At 69.1% G+C, this 17771-nt stretch carries 14 protein-coding genes; 8 read left to right on the top strand and 6 right to left on the bottom strand.

The genetic code is table 11. The features are described from left to right. The first annotated feature begins 76 nt into the window (after positions 1 to 76). Entirely contained in the window at positions 77 to 919 is an 843-nt protein-coding gene (gene dapF, locus AB0H36_RS22065) for a diaminopimelate epimerase (RefSeq protein WP_360526222.1), read from the top strand. A gap of 82 nt (positions 920 to 1001) precedes the next feature. Beyond that, positions 1002 to 2483: a GTPase HflX gene (hflX, locus tag AB0H36_RS22060; protein ID WP_360526219.1), complete on the top strand. Its 1482-nt coding sequence runs from the start codon at positions 1002 to 1004 to the stop codon at positions 2481 to 2483. Between the two features lie 60 nt (positions 2484 to 2543). Here hflX and AB0H36_RS22055 read toward each other — a convergent pair whose 3' ends face one another. After that, positions 2544 to 4913 carry an immune inhibitor A domain-containing protein gene (locus AB0H36_RS22055; RefSeq protein ID WP_360526216.1) on the bottom strand — a complete coding sequence of 790 codons (2370 nt, stop codon included), beginning with the start codon at positions 4911 to 4913 and terminating at the stop codon, positions 2544 to 2546. Between the two features lie 208 nt (positions 4914 to 5121). On the opposite strand from AB0H36_RS22055, the gene AB0H36_RS22050 reads away from it, so the two are divergent. Both AB0H36_RS22050 and AB0H36_RS22045 read left to right on the top strand, forming a co-directional pair. Next, positions 5122 to 6246 (top strand): DUF5931 domain-containing protein, encoded by a 1125-nt coding sequence (locus tag AB0H36_RS22050; RefSeq protein ID WP_360526213.1) that lies wholly within the window; start codon positions 5122 to 5124, stop codon positions 6244 to 6246. A 115-nt stretch (positions 6247 to 6361) separates the two neighbouring features. Next, complete coding sequence (locus AB0H36_RS22045; protein ID WP_360526210.1) at positions 6362 to 7006, top strand: response regulator transcription factor; 645 nt, start codon at positions 6362 to 6364, stop codon at positions 7004 to 7006. Positions 7007 to 7027: 21 nt separating this feature from the next. Here the strand turns inward: AB0H36_RS22045 and AB0H36_RS22040 are convergent, their stop codons facing one another. Then, positions 7028 to 8212 (bottom strand): S8 family peptidase, encoded by a 1185-nt coding sequence (locus AB0H36_RS22040; protein WP_360526206.1) that lies wholly within the window; start codon positions 8210 to 8212, stop codon positions 7028 to 7030. Between the two features lie 276 nt (positions 8213 to 8488). Between AB0H36_RS22040 and secD the strand changes: the two genes are divergently transcribed. The 3 genes from secD to ligD all read left to right on the top strand — a co-directional run bounded on the left by secD (position 8489) and on the right by ligD (position 13824). Beyond that, the gene (gene secD / locus AB0H36_RS22035) at positions 8489 to 10792 is read left to right on the top strand and encodes a protein translocase subunit SecD (RefSeq protein WP_360526203.1); all 2304 of its coding nucleotides are present in this window, start codon (positions 8489 to 8491) and stop codon (positions 10790 to 10792) included. A 66-nt stretch (positions 10793 to 10858) separates the two neighbouring features. Next, complete coding sequence (locus AB0H36_RS22030) at positions 10859 to 12856, top strand: ATP-dependent DNA helicase (protein ID WP_360526200.1); 1998 nt, start codon at positions 10859 to 10861, stop codon at positions 12854 to 12856. Then, entirely contained in the window at positions 12853 to 13824 is a 972-nt protein-coding gene (gene ligD / locus AB0H36_RS22025) for a non-homologous end-joining DNA ligase (protein ID WP_360526197.1), read from the top strand. Before AB0H36_RS22030 ends, ligD begins: the two co-directional genes overlap by 4 nt. 310 nt (positions 13825 to 14134) lie before the next feature. Here the strand turns inward: ligD and AB0H36_RS22020 are convergent, their stop codons facing one another. Then, a complete protein-coding gene (locus AB0H36_RS22020; RefSeq protein ID WP_360526194.1) occupies positions 14135 to 14641 on the bottom strand; it encodes a glutathione peroxidase in 507 nt (168 codons plus the stop codon). Between the two features lie 48 nt (positions 14642 to 14689). Beyond that, a complete protein-coding gene (gene lexA / locus AB0H36_RS22015) occupies positions 14690 to 15466 on the bottom strand; it encodes a transcriptional repressor LexA (RefSeq protein WP_360526191.1) in 777 nt (258 codons plus the stop codon). Positions 15467 to 15819: 353 nt separating this feature from the next. On the opposite strand from lexA, the gene AB0H36_RS22010 reads away from it, so the two are divergent. Continuing rightward, on the top strand, positions 15820 to 16341 hold the full coding sequence (locus tag AB0H36_RS22010; protein ID WP_360526189.1) for a LysM domain-containing protein: 522 nt from the start codon (positions 15820 to 15822) through the stop codon (positions 16339 to 16341). Positions 16342 to 16360: 19 nt separating this feature from the next. On the opposite strand, the gene ubiG is transcribed toward AB0H36_RS22010, so the two are convergent. Together ubiG and AB0H36_RS22000 are read right to left on the bottom strand one after the other, a co-directional pair. Beyond that, positions 16361 to 17137, bottom strand: coding sequence for a bifunctional 2-polyprenyl-6-hydroxyphenol methylase/3-demethylubiquinol 3-O-methyltransferase UbiG (gene ubiG, locus AB0H36_RS22005; RefSeq protein ID WP_360526186.1), 777 nt, complete (start codon positions 17135 to 17137; stop codon positions 16361 to 16363). A gap of 33 nt (positions 17138 to 17170) precedes the next feature. Next, entirely contained in the window at positions 17171 to 17740 is a 570-nt protein-coding gene (locus AB0H36_RS22000; protein WP_360526183.1) for a GNAT family N-acetyltransferase, read from the bottom strand. Positions 17741 to 17771: the final 31 nt, after the last annotated feature.

Here is a 17771-nt window from a genome sequence, read left to right as displayed (position 1 = left end):
TGGGCGAGCGAAGCGAGGCCATCATCAAGCACAGTGACCCATCGTCATCCGCGCCCGGAGCGAAGCGAGGACGTGGATGACGACGTTCCCCTGGCTGAAGGGCCACGGCACCGAGAACGACTTCGTGCTGCTGCCCGACCCGGACGGCACGATCCACGGGGACCTCGACGCCGGGCTGGTGCGGTTCCTTTGCGACCGGCACGCCGGGATCGGGGCGGACGGCGTGCTGCGGGTGATCGAGGGCGGCAAGCAGCCGTACGTCGAGGACGGCGGCGACTGGTTCATGGACTACCGGAACTCCGACGGCTCGATCGCCGAGATGTGCGGCAACGGCATCCGGGTCTTCGTCCGGTACCTGGTGGACGCCGGGCTGGCCGGCGACAAGCCGGTCCGGGTCGGCACCCGCGCCGGGATCAAGGAGGTCGTCCAGAACGACGACGGCACCTTCACCGTCGACATGGGCGAGCCGGTGCTGCCCGGCCCGGCCGGGATCGTGGTCGAGGCGAACGGGCACCAGTGGCCGGCCATGCACGTCGACATGGGCAACCCGCACGCGGTCGCGTTCGTCGACTCCCTGAGCGAGCCCGGTCACCTGGTCGACCAGCCGCTGTGGTCGCCGGAGGAGGCCTTCCCGGCCGGCGTGAACGTGGAGTTCGTCATACGGCGGGGGCCGAACGACGTCGACATGCGCGTCCACGAGCGCGGTGCGGGGGAGACGCGGTCCTGCGGGACGGGCACGTGCGCGGTGGCGGTGGCGTCGGCCCGCCAGGCGCGGCAGGAACGGCCGGTCACTTACCGTGTCGGCGTACCCGGGGGTTCTGTGACCGTTACGTGGCGTGCGGACAACCACCTCGAGATGACCGGGCCGGCCGTGATTCACGCTCGCGGGGACTTCGACCGGGCCTGGTTGCCTGCCTGAAGGGAATTCAGCCGGGGCGTGGGGCGTTGACGTCTGAAATCGGGTCGCCTGTACTGGTGGCCCGTGCCACGATGGAAGGTATATGACGACCCATTCGAACTTTTACGACGAGACCACCGACGTCGAACTCGACCTGATCCAGGGCGATGACTCCGGCGATTCGTTGACGGGTCACGACTCGGAGCTCAGCACCGAGGGGCTCGAGCTCGAGGAACGCCAGGCGCTGCGCCGCGTGGTCGGCATGTCGACCGAGCTGACCGACATCAGCGAGGTCGAGTACCGCAAGCTGCTGCTGGAGCGGGTGCTGCTGGTCGGCGTCTGGACCGAGGGCAGCGCCGAGGACGCGGACAACTCGCTGGCCGAGCTGAAGCTGCTCGCCGAGACGGCCGGCTCCGAGGTGCTGGACGGCGTGATCCAGCGCCGCAAGAAGCCGGACCCGGCGACCTTCATCGGCTCCGGCAAGGTGGTCGACCTGCGCAACCTGGTCGCCTCGCTCGGCGCCGACACCGTGATCGCCGACGGCGAGCTGGCTCCCGCGCAGCTGCGCAACCTGGAGGACCGGCTCAAGGTCAAGGTGGTCGACCGGACCGCGCTGATCCTGGACATCTTCGCCCAGCACGCGAAGAGCAAGGAAGGCAAGGCCCAGGTCGAGCTGGCCCAGCTGCAGTACATGAAGCAGCGGCTGCGCGGCTGGGGTGGCAACCTGTCCCGCCAGGCCGGTGGACGCGTCGGCGCGGCCGGCGGCGGTATCGGTGGCCGTGGTCCCGGTGAGACCAAGATCGAGACCGACCGGCGCCGGATCAACACCAAGATCGCCAAGCTGCGCCGCGAGCTGAAGTCCATGCGGGGCACCCGGTCGACGCTGCGCCAGGAGCGGCGCCGCAACCTGATCCCGTCGGTCGCGATCGCGGGCTACACCAACGCGGGCAAGTCCTCGCTGCTGAACAGCATCACCGGCGCCGGCGTCCTGGTCGAGAACGCGCTGTTCGCGACCCTTGACCCGACCACCCGCCGGACCACCACGTCCGACGGCCGGGTGTTCACCCTCACCGACACCGTCGGGTTCGTCCGGCACCTGCCGCACGACATCGTCGAGGCGTTCCGCTCGACGCTGGAGGAGGTCGCGGACGCGGACCTGCTGCTGCACGTGGTCGACGGCTCGCACCCCGACCCGCTGGCGCAGATCCAGGCGGTCCGCGAGGTGCTGGCCGAGATCGGGGCGTCCGACGTGCCGGAGATCATCGTGATCAACAAGGCCGACGTGGCCGACCCGATCGCGCTGGCTCCGATCCTGCACCGCGAGTCGCGGGCCCTGGTGGTGTCGGCGCACACCGGCGAGGGCATCGACAAGCTGCGCGCGCTGGTCGAGGCCTCGCTGCCGCAGCCGGACGTGGCCCTCGACGTGCTGCTGCCGTACGAGCGCGGCGACCTGGTGTCCCGGATCCACTCCGAGGGCTCGGTCGACCAGCTCGAGCACACCGCCGAAGGCACCCGGGTCAGCGCCCGGGTCCACCCGGCGCTGGCCGGCGACCTCACGCCGTACCAGGTGGCTGCGGCCAAGTAGGACCAACAGAAACCGGCCCCGGGAGCAGCTCCCGGGGCCGGTTTCCTGTTACTCAAGGCATCAGCTGCGCTTGGTGACACGGACCGTCATGGTCGTGCCGTCGCGGTCGAGAACCCTGATGTTGACGCCATTGTTCGGGACCTTCACACCGGCACTCGGCTGCTCCGCGTACCAGTAGGTCTTGCTGTCGTTGAAGGTGGACACACCGGCCTGGCCACGGATGTAGCTCGGCTGGCCGTTCGTGTGCAGCGTGAACGAATCCGCCTTCTCCAGGCCGAACGGAGCGTCGTACCCGCTCACCCGCGGCCGCCACAGCGTGCCGTCGATCTTGTTGATCGGGACCGGGTGCGAGTCGATCGGCAGGATCAGACCCGAACCGGGGTGCTCGTTGGTGTTGTTGTCGTCCACCGAGGTGTCCCAGTACGAGACCAGCAGGCCGTCCTGGTACGGGAAGTGCTCGACCCAGTCCGGCTTGGTGTTCAGGAAGCCGAAGTTGTACGGGCCGGTCTGCAGGTGCTGGTCGTACGACACGTAGTTCAGGTGCGACGCCAGGTAGAAGTTGTCGTGCAGGCTGGTGAAGCTCGCACCCATCGAGCTGAAGCCGTTCAGCGTGCAGCCCTCGGGGGTCGCCTCCGCTCCGGACTCGACCAGCGTGGTCGAACCGTTGGTCACCTTGATCTCGTCGGCGAAGAAGCCCTTGCCACCCGCCGCCGGGTCGGTGCTGTAGCGGAACTGCAGGCCGACCGTCTTGCCGGCGAACGCCGACAGGTCGAAGGTCGCGTCGACCCAGCCGTTGCTGGTGCCGTCGATACCGTTGCCCTCGGCCGCGTTCGCGATGCTGCCGGGGATCGCCTGGTAACCGGTGCCGTCGTTCACCTCGACGTAGGCGTAGTCACAGGCCGTCGTACCGCAGTCCTCGATGTCCCAGTTGGCCTTGAAGCTCAGCGTCGTGGTGCCCGCCGGGATCGCGACCTGCCGGCTCATCGTGTTGTTGAGCAGGTGGCCACGGCCACTCCACCAGGACTTGCTGCCGGCCGCCGGCGGGACGAGCTCGTTGACCCGTTCCTTCTTCGGCAGCGTGACCACCAGGCCCTGGGCCTTCTTCGAGTTGTACTCGTGCGGGCCGAGGACGACGGTCTTGTTCTGGCCGGCCGCGACGACCTCGTAGTCCAGCCAGCCCAGCTGCAGCTTCTCCCAGGCGCCGAAGTCGGCCGCCTGCTCGCCGATACCGCCGTCGGTGGCCTTGCCGACCCGGCTCTGCGCCATGATCGACCACCAGTTCACGTGGTTCTCGACGGGCGGGCCGGAGGTGTCGTACAGGTCGGGCAGACCGAGGTCGTGCCCGTACTCGTGGGCGAAGACGCTGATGCCGCCGTTCTCCGGCTGGATGGTGTAGTCGCCGACCCAGAACCCGGTGTCACCGACCTGCGCGCCACCGACCGGGTTGTTCGCCGGACCACCGGCGAAACCGGCGTACCAGCGGTGCGACCAGATCGCGTCCTCACCCTGCCACGGGTCGCCGTCGGCCTGGTCGCCGCCGGAGTGCACGATCTGGAAGTGGTCGATGTAACCGTCGGCCTCGTTGAAGTTGCCGTCACCGTCGAAGTCGTAGCGGTCCCACTGGTCGAACGTCTTCAGCTCGGCGGCGATCTCCGCGGTGGTCCGGCCGGCCGCCTTCTGGTCGGCGACCCACTGGTTCACCGCGTCCCGGATCAGGAACCAGGTGTTGTTGCAGACGTTGCCGCCGCACGGGAAGCCGTTGGACCGTCCGTAGCGGGCCTCGTTGTACTGGACCTTGACCCAGTCGGTGACCTCGCCGTCGACGCTGTAGCGCCCGGACGACTGCTTCTCGTAGTACTTCTTCACCGAGTTGCCGGTGCCGAAGTACATGTCCTGGAAGTACTGGCGGTTGTAGTCGGGGTGCCAGACGGTCGAGTTGTCGACCGAGCGGTCCGGCTCCGGGATCGCGTTGTGCAGCGGTCCGTCGAACGTGGCCGGGCCTGGGAACGCCGTCGAGGTGTCCTGGTCGGGGTAGCTCGGGTGCCGGGTGTTGCCGAACTCGGCGAGGACGACGAAGATCCGGTCGGTCTTCTCCCGGCCGAGCTCGACGTACTGGTCGACGCGTCCGGTGGTGGCGTTCGTGACGCCCTTCGCGCCCTTCGCCTTCGGGCCGAGGTTGACCACGGTGCTGGCACCGCGCTTCTCCACCTTGGCCTGGCCGCTCAGCACCTTGGTCAGGGCTTCCTGGCGCAGCTCGCGACGCTTGTCCTCGAGCGGACTCGGTAGTTCGTCCCCGGTGGGCGCCTCGCCCGCGACTTGCGCGGCGTCCACCTCCGGGGACTGCTGTGCGGCGTTACCGGCTGTGGCGAGACCCACCCCAGCAGTCGCCGCCAGTGCCAGGCTCACGAGCCCGACGGGTAGCTTGCGCACAATTCCCCTCCGTAGTTATATGGATACCCGCCGCGCTTGGTGACGCGACGTGTTCAGAGCTCCCCCGAGCGTGTTCTGCGCGACAGTAGGTCAAAATCGGTGATTCCTGAAGCACATACCGGAAAATCCCGGAAACCCGCGGGGAATCCTGCATCGTCACGGGGAACTACTCAGGCGGCCGGACCGTCACGGTTGGCACACTGTCCGCGTGGAGCGAGACTCGGTCGACCTGCTGCAGCCGCTGTGGCGCGCGCTGGTCGTGTTCCGGCTGATCACCTGGGCGTTCGCGTGCTTCGGCGTCTGGACCCGGTGGGACGGGATCGTCCGGCCGTACGGCGCAGTGCTCCAGATGACGATCATGGGCATCTGGACGGTGATCTCCTCGATCGGCTACAGCCGGCGCTGGGGACGGCGCAACACCCGGCTGGCGTTCGCCGACCTGGTCGTCACGATCGGCTGCATGTACCTGACGTTGCTTGCCCAGCCGCTGCTGGACATCCGGGCCGGCGCCTCGGTGCTGACCTCGGTGTGGGCGGCCGGGCCGGTCATCGCGCTGGCGATCTCGCGTGGCCGGGACGGCGGCCTGCTCGGTGCGGCGGCAGTCAGCCTGGCGCTGCTGTCGCTGCGCGGCGTCGACAACGTCTCCAAGATCCTCAGCAACGTCCAGCTCCTGCTGGTCGCCGGTCTGGTCGTCGGGTATGCCGCTTCCACCATGCGCCAGGCGGGAGCCCGACTCCGGGAAGCCATCGCCGCCGAGAGCGCGACCGCGGAGCGGCTCCGGCTCAGCCGGTCGATCCACGACGGCGTGCTGCAGGTGCTGGCCCAGGTGCAGCGCCGCGGCACCGCGATCGGCGGCGAGGCGGTCGAGCTGGCCAAGCTGGCCGCCGAGCAGGAGGTTGCCCTGCGCACCTTGATGTCGTCCCGGCCGACCGTTGCCGAGGGTGACCGGATCGACCTCTGCGGTCTGTTGTTGCCGTTGGCCACCACGCGGGTGGATGTCGTCGTACCGGCCGGGCAGGTGCTGCTGCCGGCCGCCGTCGCCGAGGAGCTGGTTGCCGCGGTCAAGGAAGCGCTGAGCAACGTAGACAAGCACGCAGGCCCGGACGCGCGGTCCTGGGTGGTGGTCGAGGACCTCGGCGACGAGGTGCTGGTGTCGATCCGCGACGATGGAGCCGGTACGACGCTCGCCCGGCTGGAGGAGGCCCGGTCCGACGGGCACCTCGGCGTCAGCCAGTCGATCCGCGGCCGGATCACCGACCTGGGTGGCTCGGTCGCGGTCCGGACCGCCCCCGGCGAAGGAACAGAGTGGGAACTGAAGGTAGGTACGGCATGACGGTATTGATGCGACGCCTCCGGCGCCGCGGGCCATGGGGCTTTGACTCCCGGCCTTCCCTCGTCCCTCCGGTCGCTTCGCTCCCTCCACTCCTCAGTCCAGGCCGGGAGGCCCCATGACCAGGGTGATGATCGTCGACGACCATCCGATGTGGCGCGAAGGCGTCGCTCGGGACCTGGGCAGTCGCGGGTACGACGTGTGCGCGACCGCCTCGGACGTCGCCGGCGCGGTGAAGATCGCGCTGGCGACTCGGCCGGACGTGGTGGTCATGGACCTGCAGTTGGGCGACGGCTCCGGTGTCGACGCGACCCGGGAGATCACCACGGCGCTGCCGGACACCAGGGTCCTGGTGCTGTCGGCCAGCGCCGAGCAGGACGACGTACTGGCCGCTGTGAAGAACGGTGCGTCGGGCTATCTGGTGAAGTCGGCGTCCCTGGACGAGTTCGACGACGCAGTACGGCGTACTGCGGACGGCGATGCCGTGTTCAGCGCCGGACTGGCCGGACTGCTGCTGGGGGAGTACCGGCGACTCGGGACCGACTCGTCAGGTCCTGAGGTGCCGAAGCTGACCGAGCGGGAGACCGAGGTGCTCCGACTCGTCGCACGTGGGCTCACTGCCCGGCAGATCGCGACTCGGCTGGTGCTGTCCCACCGGACGGTGGAGAACCACGTGCAGAACACCCTGCGCAAGCTGCAACTCCACAACCGGGCCGAACTGGTCCGCTACGCGATCGAGCACGGGATAGACGCCCCCGAGTGACCCCGGGGGCGTCCCCGTGGCCTACAGGCCGTTGCTGTAGAGCAGGCGGTTCACAGTGCCGCCGGTGGAGCCTCCGCTGATCACGTTGGGCGTGGCGTTGGTTTCGATGTACGACTTCACCGTGGCCGGGCTCGCCGACGGGCTGCCCTGCAGGTAGAGAGCCGCGACACCCGCTACGTGCGGCGTGGCCATCGACGTGCCGTTGTACGACCCGGTGGTGTTACCGGGCAGCGTGGACACGATCGCCGAGCCCGGAGCGTAGATGTCCACGCAGGACCCGGTGCTCGAGTACGACGCCCGCGCATCGGTGCTCGTGGACGCCGCGACCACCAGCGCGGTCGAGATCTTGCGCGGCAGCCGGTCACACGAGTTGGCACCGGTGTTGCCGGCCGACGCGGCCAGGAAGACGCCGGAGTTGATCATCGCGCGCAGCGAGTTCTCCAGCGTGGTGTTCGCGCTGAAGTTCCACGAGGCGTTGGCCACGGCGGGCTTCACCGCGTTGCGGGTCACCCAGTCGACCGCGGCGATCGCCGAGGACGCCGTACCGCCGCCGCTGCAGTTCAGCCACTTCACGCCGTGCAGCCGGACGCTCTTGGCCACGCCGTACGACGCCGAGCCGATGGTGCCGGCCACATGGGTGCCGTGCCCGTTGCAGTCGGTGTTGTTGGAGTCGATGCCGTTGAAGTCGAAGGTGGCCCGGCCACCGAAGTTCGGGTGCGACGGGTCGACGCCGGAGTCGATGATGTAGGCGTGCACGCCGGAGCCGGTGCGGTTGTAGGTGAACGACTTCGAAAGTGGCAGGTTGCGCTGGTCGATCCGGTCGATCCCCCACGACGGCGGGTTGGTCTGGGTCGCGTCGAGCACGTTCTGCACGTACACGTCCTGCGAGATCGCGACCACGTCCGGGCTCTTCTGCAGCGCCGCGACCTGAGCGGGGCTGAGCTTGGCACTGAAGCCGTTGACCGCCGTGCTGAACTGGCGCTGCGGCGCGATGCCGAGGCCACTCTTCAGCCGGACGCCCTTCTTGAGCTCGACGATGTAGGTGTCCTTGACCGCGGTCACACCGGCCTCGGCCTTCGCGAGCTGGACCGGGACGATCCGCTGCGGTTCGGGGGTGGGCGCGGCGCCGGCGGTGCCGGCGGTCGCCAGGGCGAGTGCCGGCACCAGAGCGGCGGCGCCGAGGGACAGACTGATGCGATGACGCACGGTTCCTCCTCAGGGAACTCATCACCCACCGGGGCGGAGGGGTGATCACCCTCGGTCCGCAGGCGACTACGCAACGAGGGTGCTGAGAAGCTAGGGCGTGCTCACCTGAGGCGTCAATCAGTTCGGTTGCGACCTGATGCCATGGCACTCCCTGGCCGCCTGGATGCGCTTGAATGGCTTCGTACACTGTGCGTTCCACGCCGGGCCGGGTCTGGATGTGGTGTGCTCGCTTTCATGACACCCGCCGGACGCGGGTGCCCAGCTCCGGAGGCTGTTGTGAACCGGTCGTCCATCGTTCGTGCGCTGCTCGCGCTCGTCGTCCTGGCCCTGTCGACGTACGTCGTCCTGACGGCCCAGCCGAAGCTCGGGCTCGACCTGCGCGGCGGCACCCAGATCGTGCTGCAGGCGAACGACTCGCCGACGGTGAAGGCCGACAAGACCAACACCGACAAGGCGATCCAGGTGCTGCACCGCCGGATCGACGCGCTCGGGGTCAGCGAGCCGAGCGTGACCCGGCAGGGCGAGAACCGGATCATCGTCGAGTTGCCCGGTGTGCAGGACCCGCGCGAGGCCGCACAGGTGATCGGCAAGACCGCGCAGCTCACGTTCCACGAGGTGCTCGACCAGGTCGCGACGAAGCCGGCCAAGCCGGCCGCCGGCGAGACCTACCTGCCGCCCGAGGCCGGCGGCCAGGGCTTCCTGCGCCTGGCCAAGCCGGCGATGACCGGTGAGCTGGTCAGCGGCGCCGAGGGCCGGCTCGACCCGCAGCAGGCCGCCCAGGGCTGGTTCGTCGAGATGAACTTCAAGGGCGACGGCGGCAAGATCTGGGCGAACATCACCGGCAAGGCGGCCTGCCAGCCGGTGAACACGCCCCAGCGGCTGATCGCGATCGTGCTCGACAACGAGGTGATCAGCGCGCCGCAGGTCGACCCGAACGGCGGCAACCAGCTCTGCAACGTCGGCATCGGCGGCGGCAGCACCACGATCACCGGCGCCTTCACCGAGCCGGAGGCCAAGGACCTGGCCGCGCTGATCTCGGGTGGCGCGCTGCCGCTGCCGGTCGAGGTGATCGACCAGCGCACGGTCGGCCCCTCGCTGGGCAAGGACGCCATCGAGGCCAGCGCGATGGCCGCGATCATCGGCCTGGCGCTCACCGCGGTGTTCATCATCTTCATCTACCGCCTGGTCGGCGTGATGGCCGTGCTCGGCCTGATCGCCTACTCCGGGATGTCGTACGCCGCGCTGACCGCGCTCGGCGCGACCCTGACGCTGCCCGGCCTGGCCGGTTTCGTTCTCGCGATCGGTATGGCGGTCGACGCGAACGTGCTCGTCTTCGAACGGGCCCGCGAGGACTACATCGCCGGCCGGACCGACGGCCTGCGCAGATCGCTGCGCAGCGGCTTCCAGAACGCGCTGTCCGCGATCGCCGACTCCAACATCACCACCCTGCTGGCCGCCGGCCTGCTGTTCTTCCTGGCCGCCGGGCCGGTGCGCGGTTTCGGTGTCACGCTGAGCATCGGTGTGATCTCGTCGCTGCTGTCCGCCCTGGTCGTCGTGCGGGTGCTGGCCGAGTTCTTCGTCGCCCGCAAGTTCGTGCAGAAGCGCCCGGGGACCAGCGGTATCGCCGGCCACGGACGGGTCCGGACCTGGCTGGAGGCGAAGCGTCCGTCGCTGATGCAGCACAGCAAGCGCTGGCTGCTGATCACGGTCGCGGTGATCGCCGTCTCGGTCGCCGGGATCGTGGTGCGCGGGCTCAACCTCGGCATCGAGTTCACCGGCGGCCGGCTGCTCGAGGTCAGCACCTCCGAGCGGATCACGCCGGACCAGGCCCGGGCCGCGGTCGCCGAGGCCGGCTACCCGAACGCGGTGGTCCAGGCGTCCGGCACCGACGACATCACCGTGCGGACCCAGACGATCAGCGACGACGAGGCCGAGAAGATCCGCGAGTCGATCTCCCGGATCGGCGGCGGCTCCGAGGTGATCCGCAACGAGAGCATCGGCCCGTCGCTGGGCACCGAGCTGCGCAACAAGGGCCTGATCGCCCTCGGCATCGCGTTGCTCGCGCAGCTGCTCTACCTGGCCGCGCGGTTCCGATGGACGTACGGCGCGGGCGCCGTACTGGCCCTGCTGCAGAACGTCGCGGTCGTGATCGGGGTGTTCGCCTGGACCGGCAAGCCGATCGACGGCATCTTCCTGGCCGCGATCCTGACCATCATCGGGTACACGGTGAACGACTCCGTGGTCGTCTTCGACCGGATCCGGGAGACCCGCAGCGCCCGGTCGACCGAGAACCTCGGACCGGTCATCGACACCGCGATCGTGAACGTGCTGCCGCGCACCATCAACACCGGTATCTCGACGCTGTTCATCCTGACCGCGCTGCTGTTCCTGGGCGGTGATTCGCTGGCCGACTTCGCGCTCGCGCTGCTGCTCGGCATCCTGGTCGGGACCTACTCGTCGAACCTGACGGCAGCGCCGCTGCTGCTGGAGCTCGAGCGCCGCTACCCGGCGCCGCCGCCGCGGCCGAAGCGTCCGCAAGTGGACCGGGACGCGCAGCCGGACCGCGGGGCTGTCGTCTAGCTCTCTTGGGGTTGTCCACAGCCTGGCCTGGCGGACCGGAAATCTGTCCGTGCCGCGGGCTAGGGTGTGGCGGTGGGAGTCGACGTACGCGAACTGCTCGAAGCCGCTGTCTCCGGAATCAACGGTCAGACCCGGCCTGGTCAGGTGGAGATGGCCGAGGCCGTCAACACCTCGATGCATGACGGCTCCCACCTCCTGGTCCAAGCCGGCACCGGCACCGGCAAGTCGCTGGGCTACCTGGTGCCCGCGCTGGTGCACGCGATCGAGGACCGGCGCGTCGTCGTCTCCACCGCGACCCTGGCGCTCCAGTCCCAGCTGGTCGACCGCGACGTGCCGGCGCTGCTCGACGCGACGGAGAAGCTGCTGCCACGCCGGCCGAAGTACGCGATCCAGAAGGGTCGCAACAACTACGCCTGCCTGCACCGGATCCGGGAGGGCGCGCCGGACGACGACGGCATGCTCATCGACGTGCCGCCGCCGGGCCAGATCGGCCAGCAGGTGCTGGAGTTGCGCGACTGGGCCGAGCAGCAGCTGGTCGACGGCGAGGCCGGCGACCGCGACCACGCGCCCTCACACCAGTACCAGGCCTGGCAGCAGGTCGCGATCGCGGCTCGCGAGTGCCTCGGCGCGCAGAAGTGCCCGTACGGCGAGGAGTGCTTCGCCGAGAAGGCCAAGGACGAGGCCCGCAAGGCCGACATCGTCATCACGAACCACGCGCTGCTGTCGATCGACGCGTTCGAGAACCGCACCGTCCTGCCCGAGCACGACGTCGTCATCGTCGACGAGGCCCACGAGCTGCCGGCCCGGGTGACCGGCGCCGCCGGTGACGAGCTGTCGCCGCAGATGGTCGAGCGCGCCGCGAAGCGGGCCCGCCGGTTCGTGGACGACGACAAGGCCGACGACCTGATCGACGCCTCGGACGCGCTGCGAGCCGCGCTGGACGGGACCCGCGAGGGCCGGATCGAGCCGTCGAACGCGCCTGTGCTCGAGGCCGCCGCGCTGGTCCGCGACGCCGCCCGCGCGCTGTACTCCGACCTCAACAAGAAGTCCGACGACAAGGACGACGACCCGGACGGCGCCAAGCGGCAGTCGAAGGGCGCGGTGAAGGAGATCTTCGACGTCTCCGAGCGGGTGGCCGCGCTGAGCGACGCGGACGTCGTCTGGATGGTCGATCGGGACCGCTTCGGCCGCGAGCTCCGGATCGCTCCGCTGACGGTCGCCGGCCTCCTGCGTGAGCTCGTGCTGAAGGACCGCACCGCCGTGCTGACGTCGGCGACGCTCACGCTCGGCGGTGACTTCGACGCGATCGCCCGGCAGGTGGGTCTGCGGCCGGCGGACAAGCTGGCTGACGACGACGAGATGCCCGACCTCGGCGAGACCTCGGAGACGGGTCCGCTGCCGTGGCGCGGGCTCGACGTGGGTTCCCCGTTCGAGTACGAGAAGCAGGCCATTCTGTACGTCGCCAAGCACTTGCCGCCGCCGCATCGCGACGGGCTCGGCCAGAAGCAGTTCGACGAGATCATCGACCTGGTCACGGCCGCCGGCGGCCGGACGCTCGGCCTGTTCTCGTCCCGCCGGGCCGCCGAGGCCGCGACGGCTGCAGTCCGGGAGGCGACCGATCTCAAGGTGCTGTGCCAGGGCGACGCGCAGCTGGGCGAGTTGGCCCGCGAGTTCGTCGACGACCCGGAGACGTCGCTGTTCGGCACGCTGTCGCTGTGGCAGGGCATCGACGTACCGGGCTCGACCTGCAACCTGGTGATCATCGACCGGGTCCCGTTCCCGCGCCCGGACGAGCCGCTGATGGCCGCTCGCCAGCGCGCCGTCGACGAAGCGGGTGGGAACGGGTTCATGGCGGTCGCCGCCACGCACGCCGCGCTGCTGCTGGCGCAGGGGACCGGCCGGCTGATCCGCCGCAGCTCCGACCGCGGCGTGGTCGCCATCCTCGACCCCCGCATCGTCACCCAGCGGTACGGCGCCTTCCTGCGCGCCTCCTTGCCGCCGATGTGGCCGACCGCCGATCGTGAGAAGGTGCTCGGCGCGTTGAAGCGGTTGCAGGCGACATGAGTCCGGTGACCAGCCCGCCGGTGCTGCCGATGATGGCGGCGCTCGGGGAGATGCCGTCCGGCGCCGGCTGGTCGTACGAGATGAAGTGGGACGGCATCCGGGTGATCGCCGAGGTGGACGACGGCGTCTGCCGGTTGTGGTCGCGCAACAGCCGGGACGTGTCCGGCGGGTACCCCGAGCTGATCGGTGTTGCGCAAGCACCGGGGCTGCGGCTGCCCGCCGTACTGGACGGCGAGATCGTCACCCTGGACGAGAACGGCGCGCCGTCGTTCGGCCTGCTGCAGCGGCGGATGCACGTCCGCGACCCACGGCAGCTGCGGCACCTGATCACCGAGGTGCCGGTGTCGGTGCGGCTCTTCGACCTGCTCCGGTTCGACGGCAAGTGGTTGCTCGACGCAACGTACGACGACCGGCGCGGGCTGCTCGACTCACTCGACATCGGCGACCCGTTCTGGGAGACCCCACCGGCGTACGACGACGGGGACGCGGCGCTGGAGCTGTCCGCGTCGACCGGGCTCGAAGGCGTGGTCGCGAAACGCCGGAAGTCCCGCTACCTGCCGGGCCGGCGCAGCGCGGACTGGATCAAGGTCAAGCCGGTGAAGACCCGCGACGTCATCCTCTGCGGCTGGCATCCGGGAGAGGGGAACCGGGTGGGCAAGATCGGCTCGTTCTACTGCGGCGCCTACGCCGAACCCGGTGGTGAGCTGCTCCTGATCGGCAAGGTCGGGTCGGGCCTCGACTTCGCCACGCTGGACATGCTCGGCACCGAGCTCGCCGGCCTCGAGATCGACCGCCCGGCGTTCGATCCGGCCACGATCCCGACGTCCGACCGCCGGATCGCGCACTGGCTCGACCCGGTCCTGGTCGCCGAGGTCACCTACTCCGGCTGGGCCGCCGACGCCCGCCTCCGCCATCCCGTCTGGCGCGGTCTCCGCCTCGACGTCGACGCCGACACCGTTGTGGTCTGATCCGCTGCCCCTGATCGGTCTGGTCTGATCCGCAATTGCCGCGCGACACGCCGATGCGCGTTCTCGTCTCAGTAATTGGACATCACGGGCGAATGCACGCGAATGTGCGTGTGCGCGGGGAGAAAGTCCGGCGGAGCCTGCCCGGGGAAATTGTCCGGAATGCGGCGAGAATTCCTGTGCCGGTGCGACGGATGGTGTTCAGGTGTCTCATTGCCGGGAAGATTCCAGGCAATGCCGGCAGGAACTCTGGTGCTTTTCACGTCAACTGCTGCCGGCTGCGGAATCGCCGCCACGATTCCGCCCGGGTGAGTCAGTCGTTCGCTTCCCGGGAGGGTGCGGGAACCGCGAGGGCCGCCTCGATCTTGTCGGCCAGCTTCTCGGGGGAGTGGGTCGGCGCGTACCGTGCGATCACCCCGCCGTCCCGCCCGATCAGGAACTTGGTGAAGTTCCACTTGATCCGCCCGCCCAGCAGGCCGCCCTGCTCACGCTTCAGCCAGTTGTACAGCGGCAGCGTCTTCGAGCCGTTGACGTCGATCTTGGCGAACATCGGGAACGTGACGTGATAGATCGTCGAGCAGAAGTTCGCGATCTCGTTCTCGTCACCAGGCTCCTGGTGGCCGAACTGGTCGCAGGGGAAGCCAAGCACCGAGAAGCCCTGACGCCGGTACGTCTTGTAGAGCTTCTGCAGTCCGGTGTACTGCGGGGTCTGGCTGCACTGCGACGCCGTGTTCACCACCAGGAGCACCTGGTCGCGGAAATCGGCAAGCGACTGTTCATTGCCTTCTATCCGCCGTGCGCTGAAGTCATAGACAGTCATGACTCAATGCTGACACGACACGCCCGACTTCGCTCGCCGTCTGACATGTCAGACTCGGCGCAGAACTGTTACGACCTTTCCGAGAATGATCGCGTCCTTGCCGTCGATCGGTTCGAACGCTTGGTTGTGTGGTAGCAGCAGAATCTCGGTCTTGGTCTTCTTGAACGTCTTCACGGTCGCCTCGCCGTCGATCATGGCAGCGACGATGTCACCGTTGTCCGCGGTCGGCTGCTGGCGGACCACGACCCAGTCGCCGTCGCAGATCGCCGCGTCGATCATCGACTCACCCTTGACCCTGAGCATGAACAGCGTGCCCTCGCCGACCATGGCCTTGGGTAGCGGGAAGACCTCCTCGATCTCCTGCTCGGCAAGGATCGGGCCACCGGCGGCGATCCGGCCGACCACCGGCACGTAGGCCGCGTCCGGGTGCACGTCGCCGGCGCCGGTCTCGTCGTACGTCGTCTGGCGCACCGGGCCGAGCGTGGACCGGCGGGCGGCGGCGTCGACCTCGCCGGGGTAGCGGACCTCGATCGCGCGCGGCCGGTTCGGGTCGCGGCGGAGCAGGCCCTTCTGCTCCAGCACACGGAGCTGGTGCGACACCGAGGAGGAGCTGGTCAGCCCGACCCGCTCGCCGATCTCGCGCATCGACGGCGGGTAGCCGCGGCGGTCGACGGAGTCGCGGATGACGTCCAGGACCCGGCGCTGGCGCGGGGTCAGGCCGGTCGCGTCGGCCGGGCCGTCGGGCAGCTCGGTCACGGTCTGCTCCGTGACGGTCTGGTCCGTGGACTCCTCGTCCTTGCTGGAACCGCTCGGCGTCCTGGCCATCGGTGGTTGCTCCTCGGGTCGGGCCGGCGGTCCGCCGGCCGAGCTTGCTCGACTGACATGACCGTAGACCGAATCCTGAGATTCTTCAAACATCTGTTCGAAGGCGTGTCGGTTCGCACGCCTGTTCGTGTGTCCGGTTATAAGGCGCGCGCGACCCTGGGGAATTTCCTGGGCGTGTCCCGGTTGGAGGTGGTTGCGCGACAGGCACTGCTCGGTTAATCATTCGTACAGGCGTTCGATCGAACAGGTGTTCGGACCGGGTCGCCGCCGGAGTCTTCGGAAACTGTCGGAGGCGCCCGGTAGACAGGGATCGACACCGCAGGACGAGGTCTGAACGAGGTTTGGAGGATCCGATGAGCACAGCGGCGACAGGCGCGGCGGCGCTGGTGACCGACGGCGCGACGGCCTTCGCGCCGACGGCCCCGGTCCGGCGCTGGTCACCCGAGACGGCCCCTGAGGCTCGGCCGCGCCGCCGGCCGCGGATCGCCGGCACGACGACCGAGCGGCTTCCGGTCCGTGCGTGCTCCGGTGACGAGATCGGTCGCCACCATCGGCGCGAAGGAGCCGCCGAGGCGCCGCTGCGATTGACCCGCCGCGGGCGGATGCTGCTGACCGCGCTGTCGGTGCTCGTGTTCGGCTCGGCCGTCGTCGTGCTGGGCCTCCGGATCACCGGCGTCCTCGAGCCGGGTCCGAACTTCACGCACACCGTCCCGGTGCAGGTCGCGCCCGGCGAGTCGCTGTGGTCGATCGCCCAGGAGACGAATCCGGCCCAGGATCCCGCCATCGTGGTCGAGAGGATCGCCGACCTGAACAACCTGGCCACCGCCGCCGACGTGGTCCCCGGCCAGACCCTGCAGATCCCGATCGCCCGCTGAGCCGCGGCCAGGCTGACCGTCAGGCCATCTTGACGGCGTAGCCCATGTAGGAGACCGAGGTGTCCTTCACCTCGCCGACGTCCATCGAGCGGCTGAGCTGTCCGAAGCTGATCCGCCCGCGCCGCGCCTGGGCGAAGTTCCACACCAGCGCCGCCTTGTTCGACCGCGGCCCGAGGCCGGTGATCTCGCCGAGCCGCATCCGGTGCCGACGCAGCACTTCCTCGAGTTCGGTCGGCTTGATGAACAGCTCCCAGGAGTGCAACTCGGTGTCGACGACCCGGGTCAGACGCCACTCCTGCATGACCTTGATCGCCAGCATCTTCGACGCGCCGGTCCGGTTGATCGTGTCGAACAGGTAGACCCCGCCCGGCTTCAGAATCCGGGCGGTCTCGCCGATCACGCGGTCCAGGTCGGAGATGTGTTCGAGAACGTCACAGCAGTACGCCAGGTCGAAGGTCTCGTCCCGCAGCGGAAGCCGCTCACCCGTCGCGACCGCGTAGCCGATGCCGAGCCTGCCCGAGTCGGCGTGCCGGCGCGCGGTCCCGACCGAGACCGAGGACGGGTCGACGCCGGTCACCGCGCACCCGAGCCTCGCGAACTCCTCGGCCAGGAACCCGCCACCGCACCCGACATCCAGCGCCCGCAGCCCGGCCGGCTCCAGCCCGACCCGGTCCAGTACGGCGCGGAAATACGCGAACCGTCCCGGTGTGAAGCTCCCGTGCAGCATGTTCAGCGGATTGGCCTCGTCCCACCAACTGTCGCCGATCCGGTTGTAGATCTGGTTGTCGATCCCCACAGCAACCACCCCCGGCACCAGTAAACCAGCAGGTCAGGAGCGGGTACGGCGCCATTCGTCCGCCCGCAGCGCGTAGACGTACTCGCTGGCCCACTCGCCCTTGAAGAACGCGCACTCGATCAGATGGCCCTCCCGGCGCATCCCGAGTCGCTCGAGCAGGATCGCCGAGGCGGTGTTGCGGTCGTCCAGAATCGCGCAGATCCGGTGCAGCCCGAGATCCTCGAAACCGAGTCGCAGGGCCTCGCGCGCCGCCTCGGAGGCGTACCCCTTGCCCTGGTAGTCGGTGTGCAGCGCATACCCGATCTCGCCCTGGCGATCGGTGTCGCTCGCCCACTTCAGCAGGACCTCACCGATCACCGTGCCCGTCTCGCGGAGCTCGATCGCGAGCACGAGCCACTGGCCCGGCTCGGTCAGCGCGTCCTGGGTGAGCTTGGCCTCGAGCGCCTTCCGGGTCTGTTCGCGGTCCCGCACCGGCCACGGCGTGTACCGCACCACCTCCGGTCGCGAGTGGAACGCGAACAGGTCGTCCAGGTCCTCCATCCGGTGCGGCCGCAGGTCGAGCCGCTCGGTGCGCAGCGGATAGGTCGGGCGTAGTCCAGGCACGGTGCCGTCCTTCGAGTAGGCTGTCTAACGA

Origin of the sequence: Kribbella sp. NPDC050820 (assembly GCF_040653975.1) — a bacterium.
GTDB lineage: Bacteria > Actinomycetota > Actinomycetes > Propionibacteriales > Kribbellaceae > Kribbella.
Note: the sequence above shows the minus strand (reverse complement) of the source record. Positions and strands in the feature narration are given on the sequence as shown.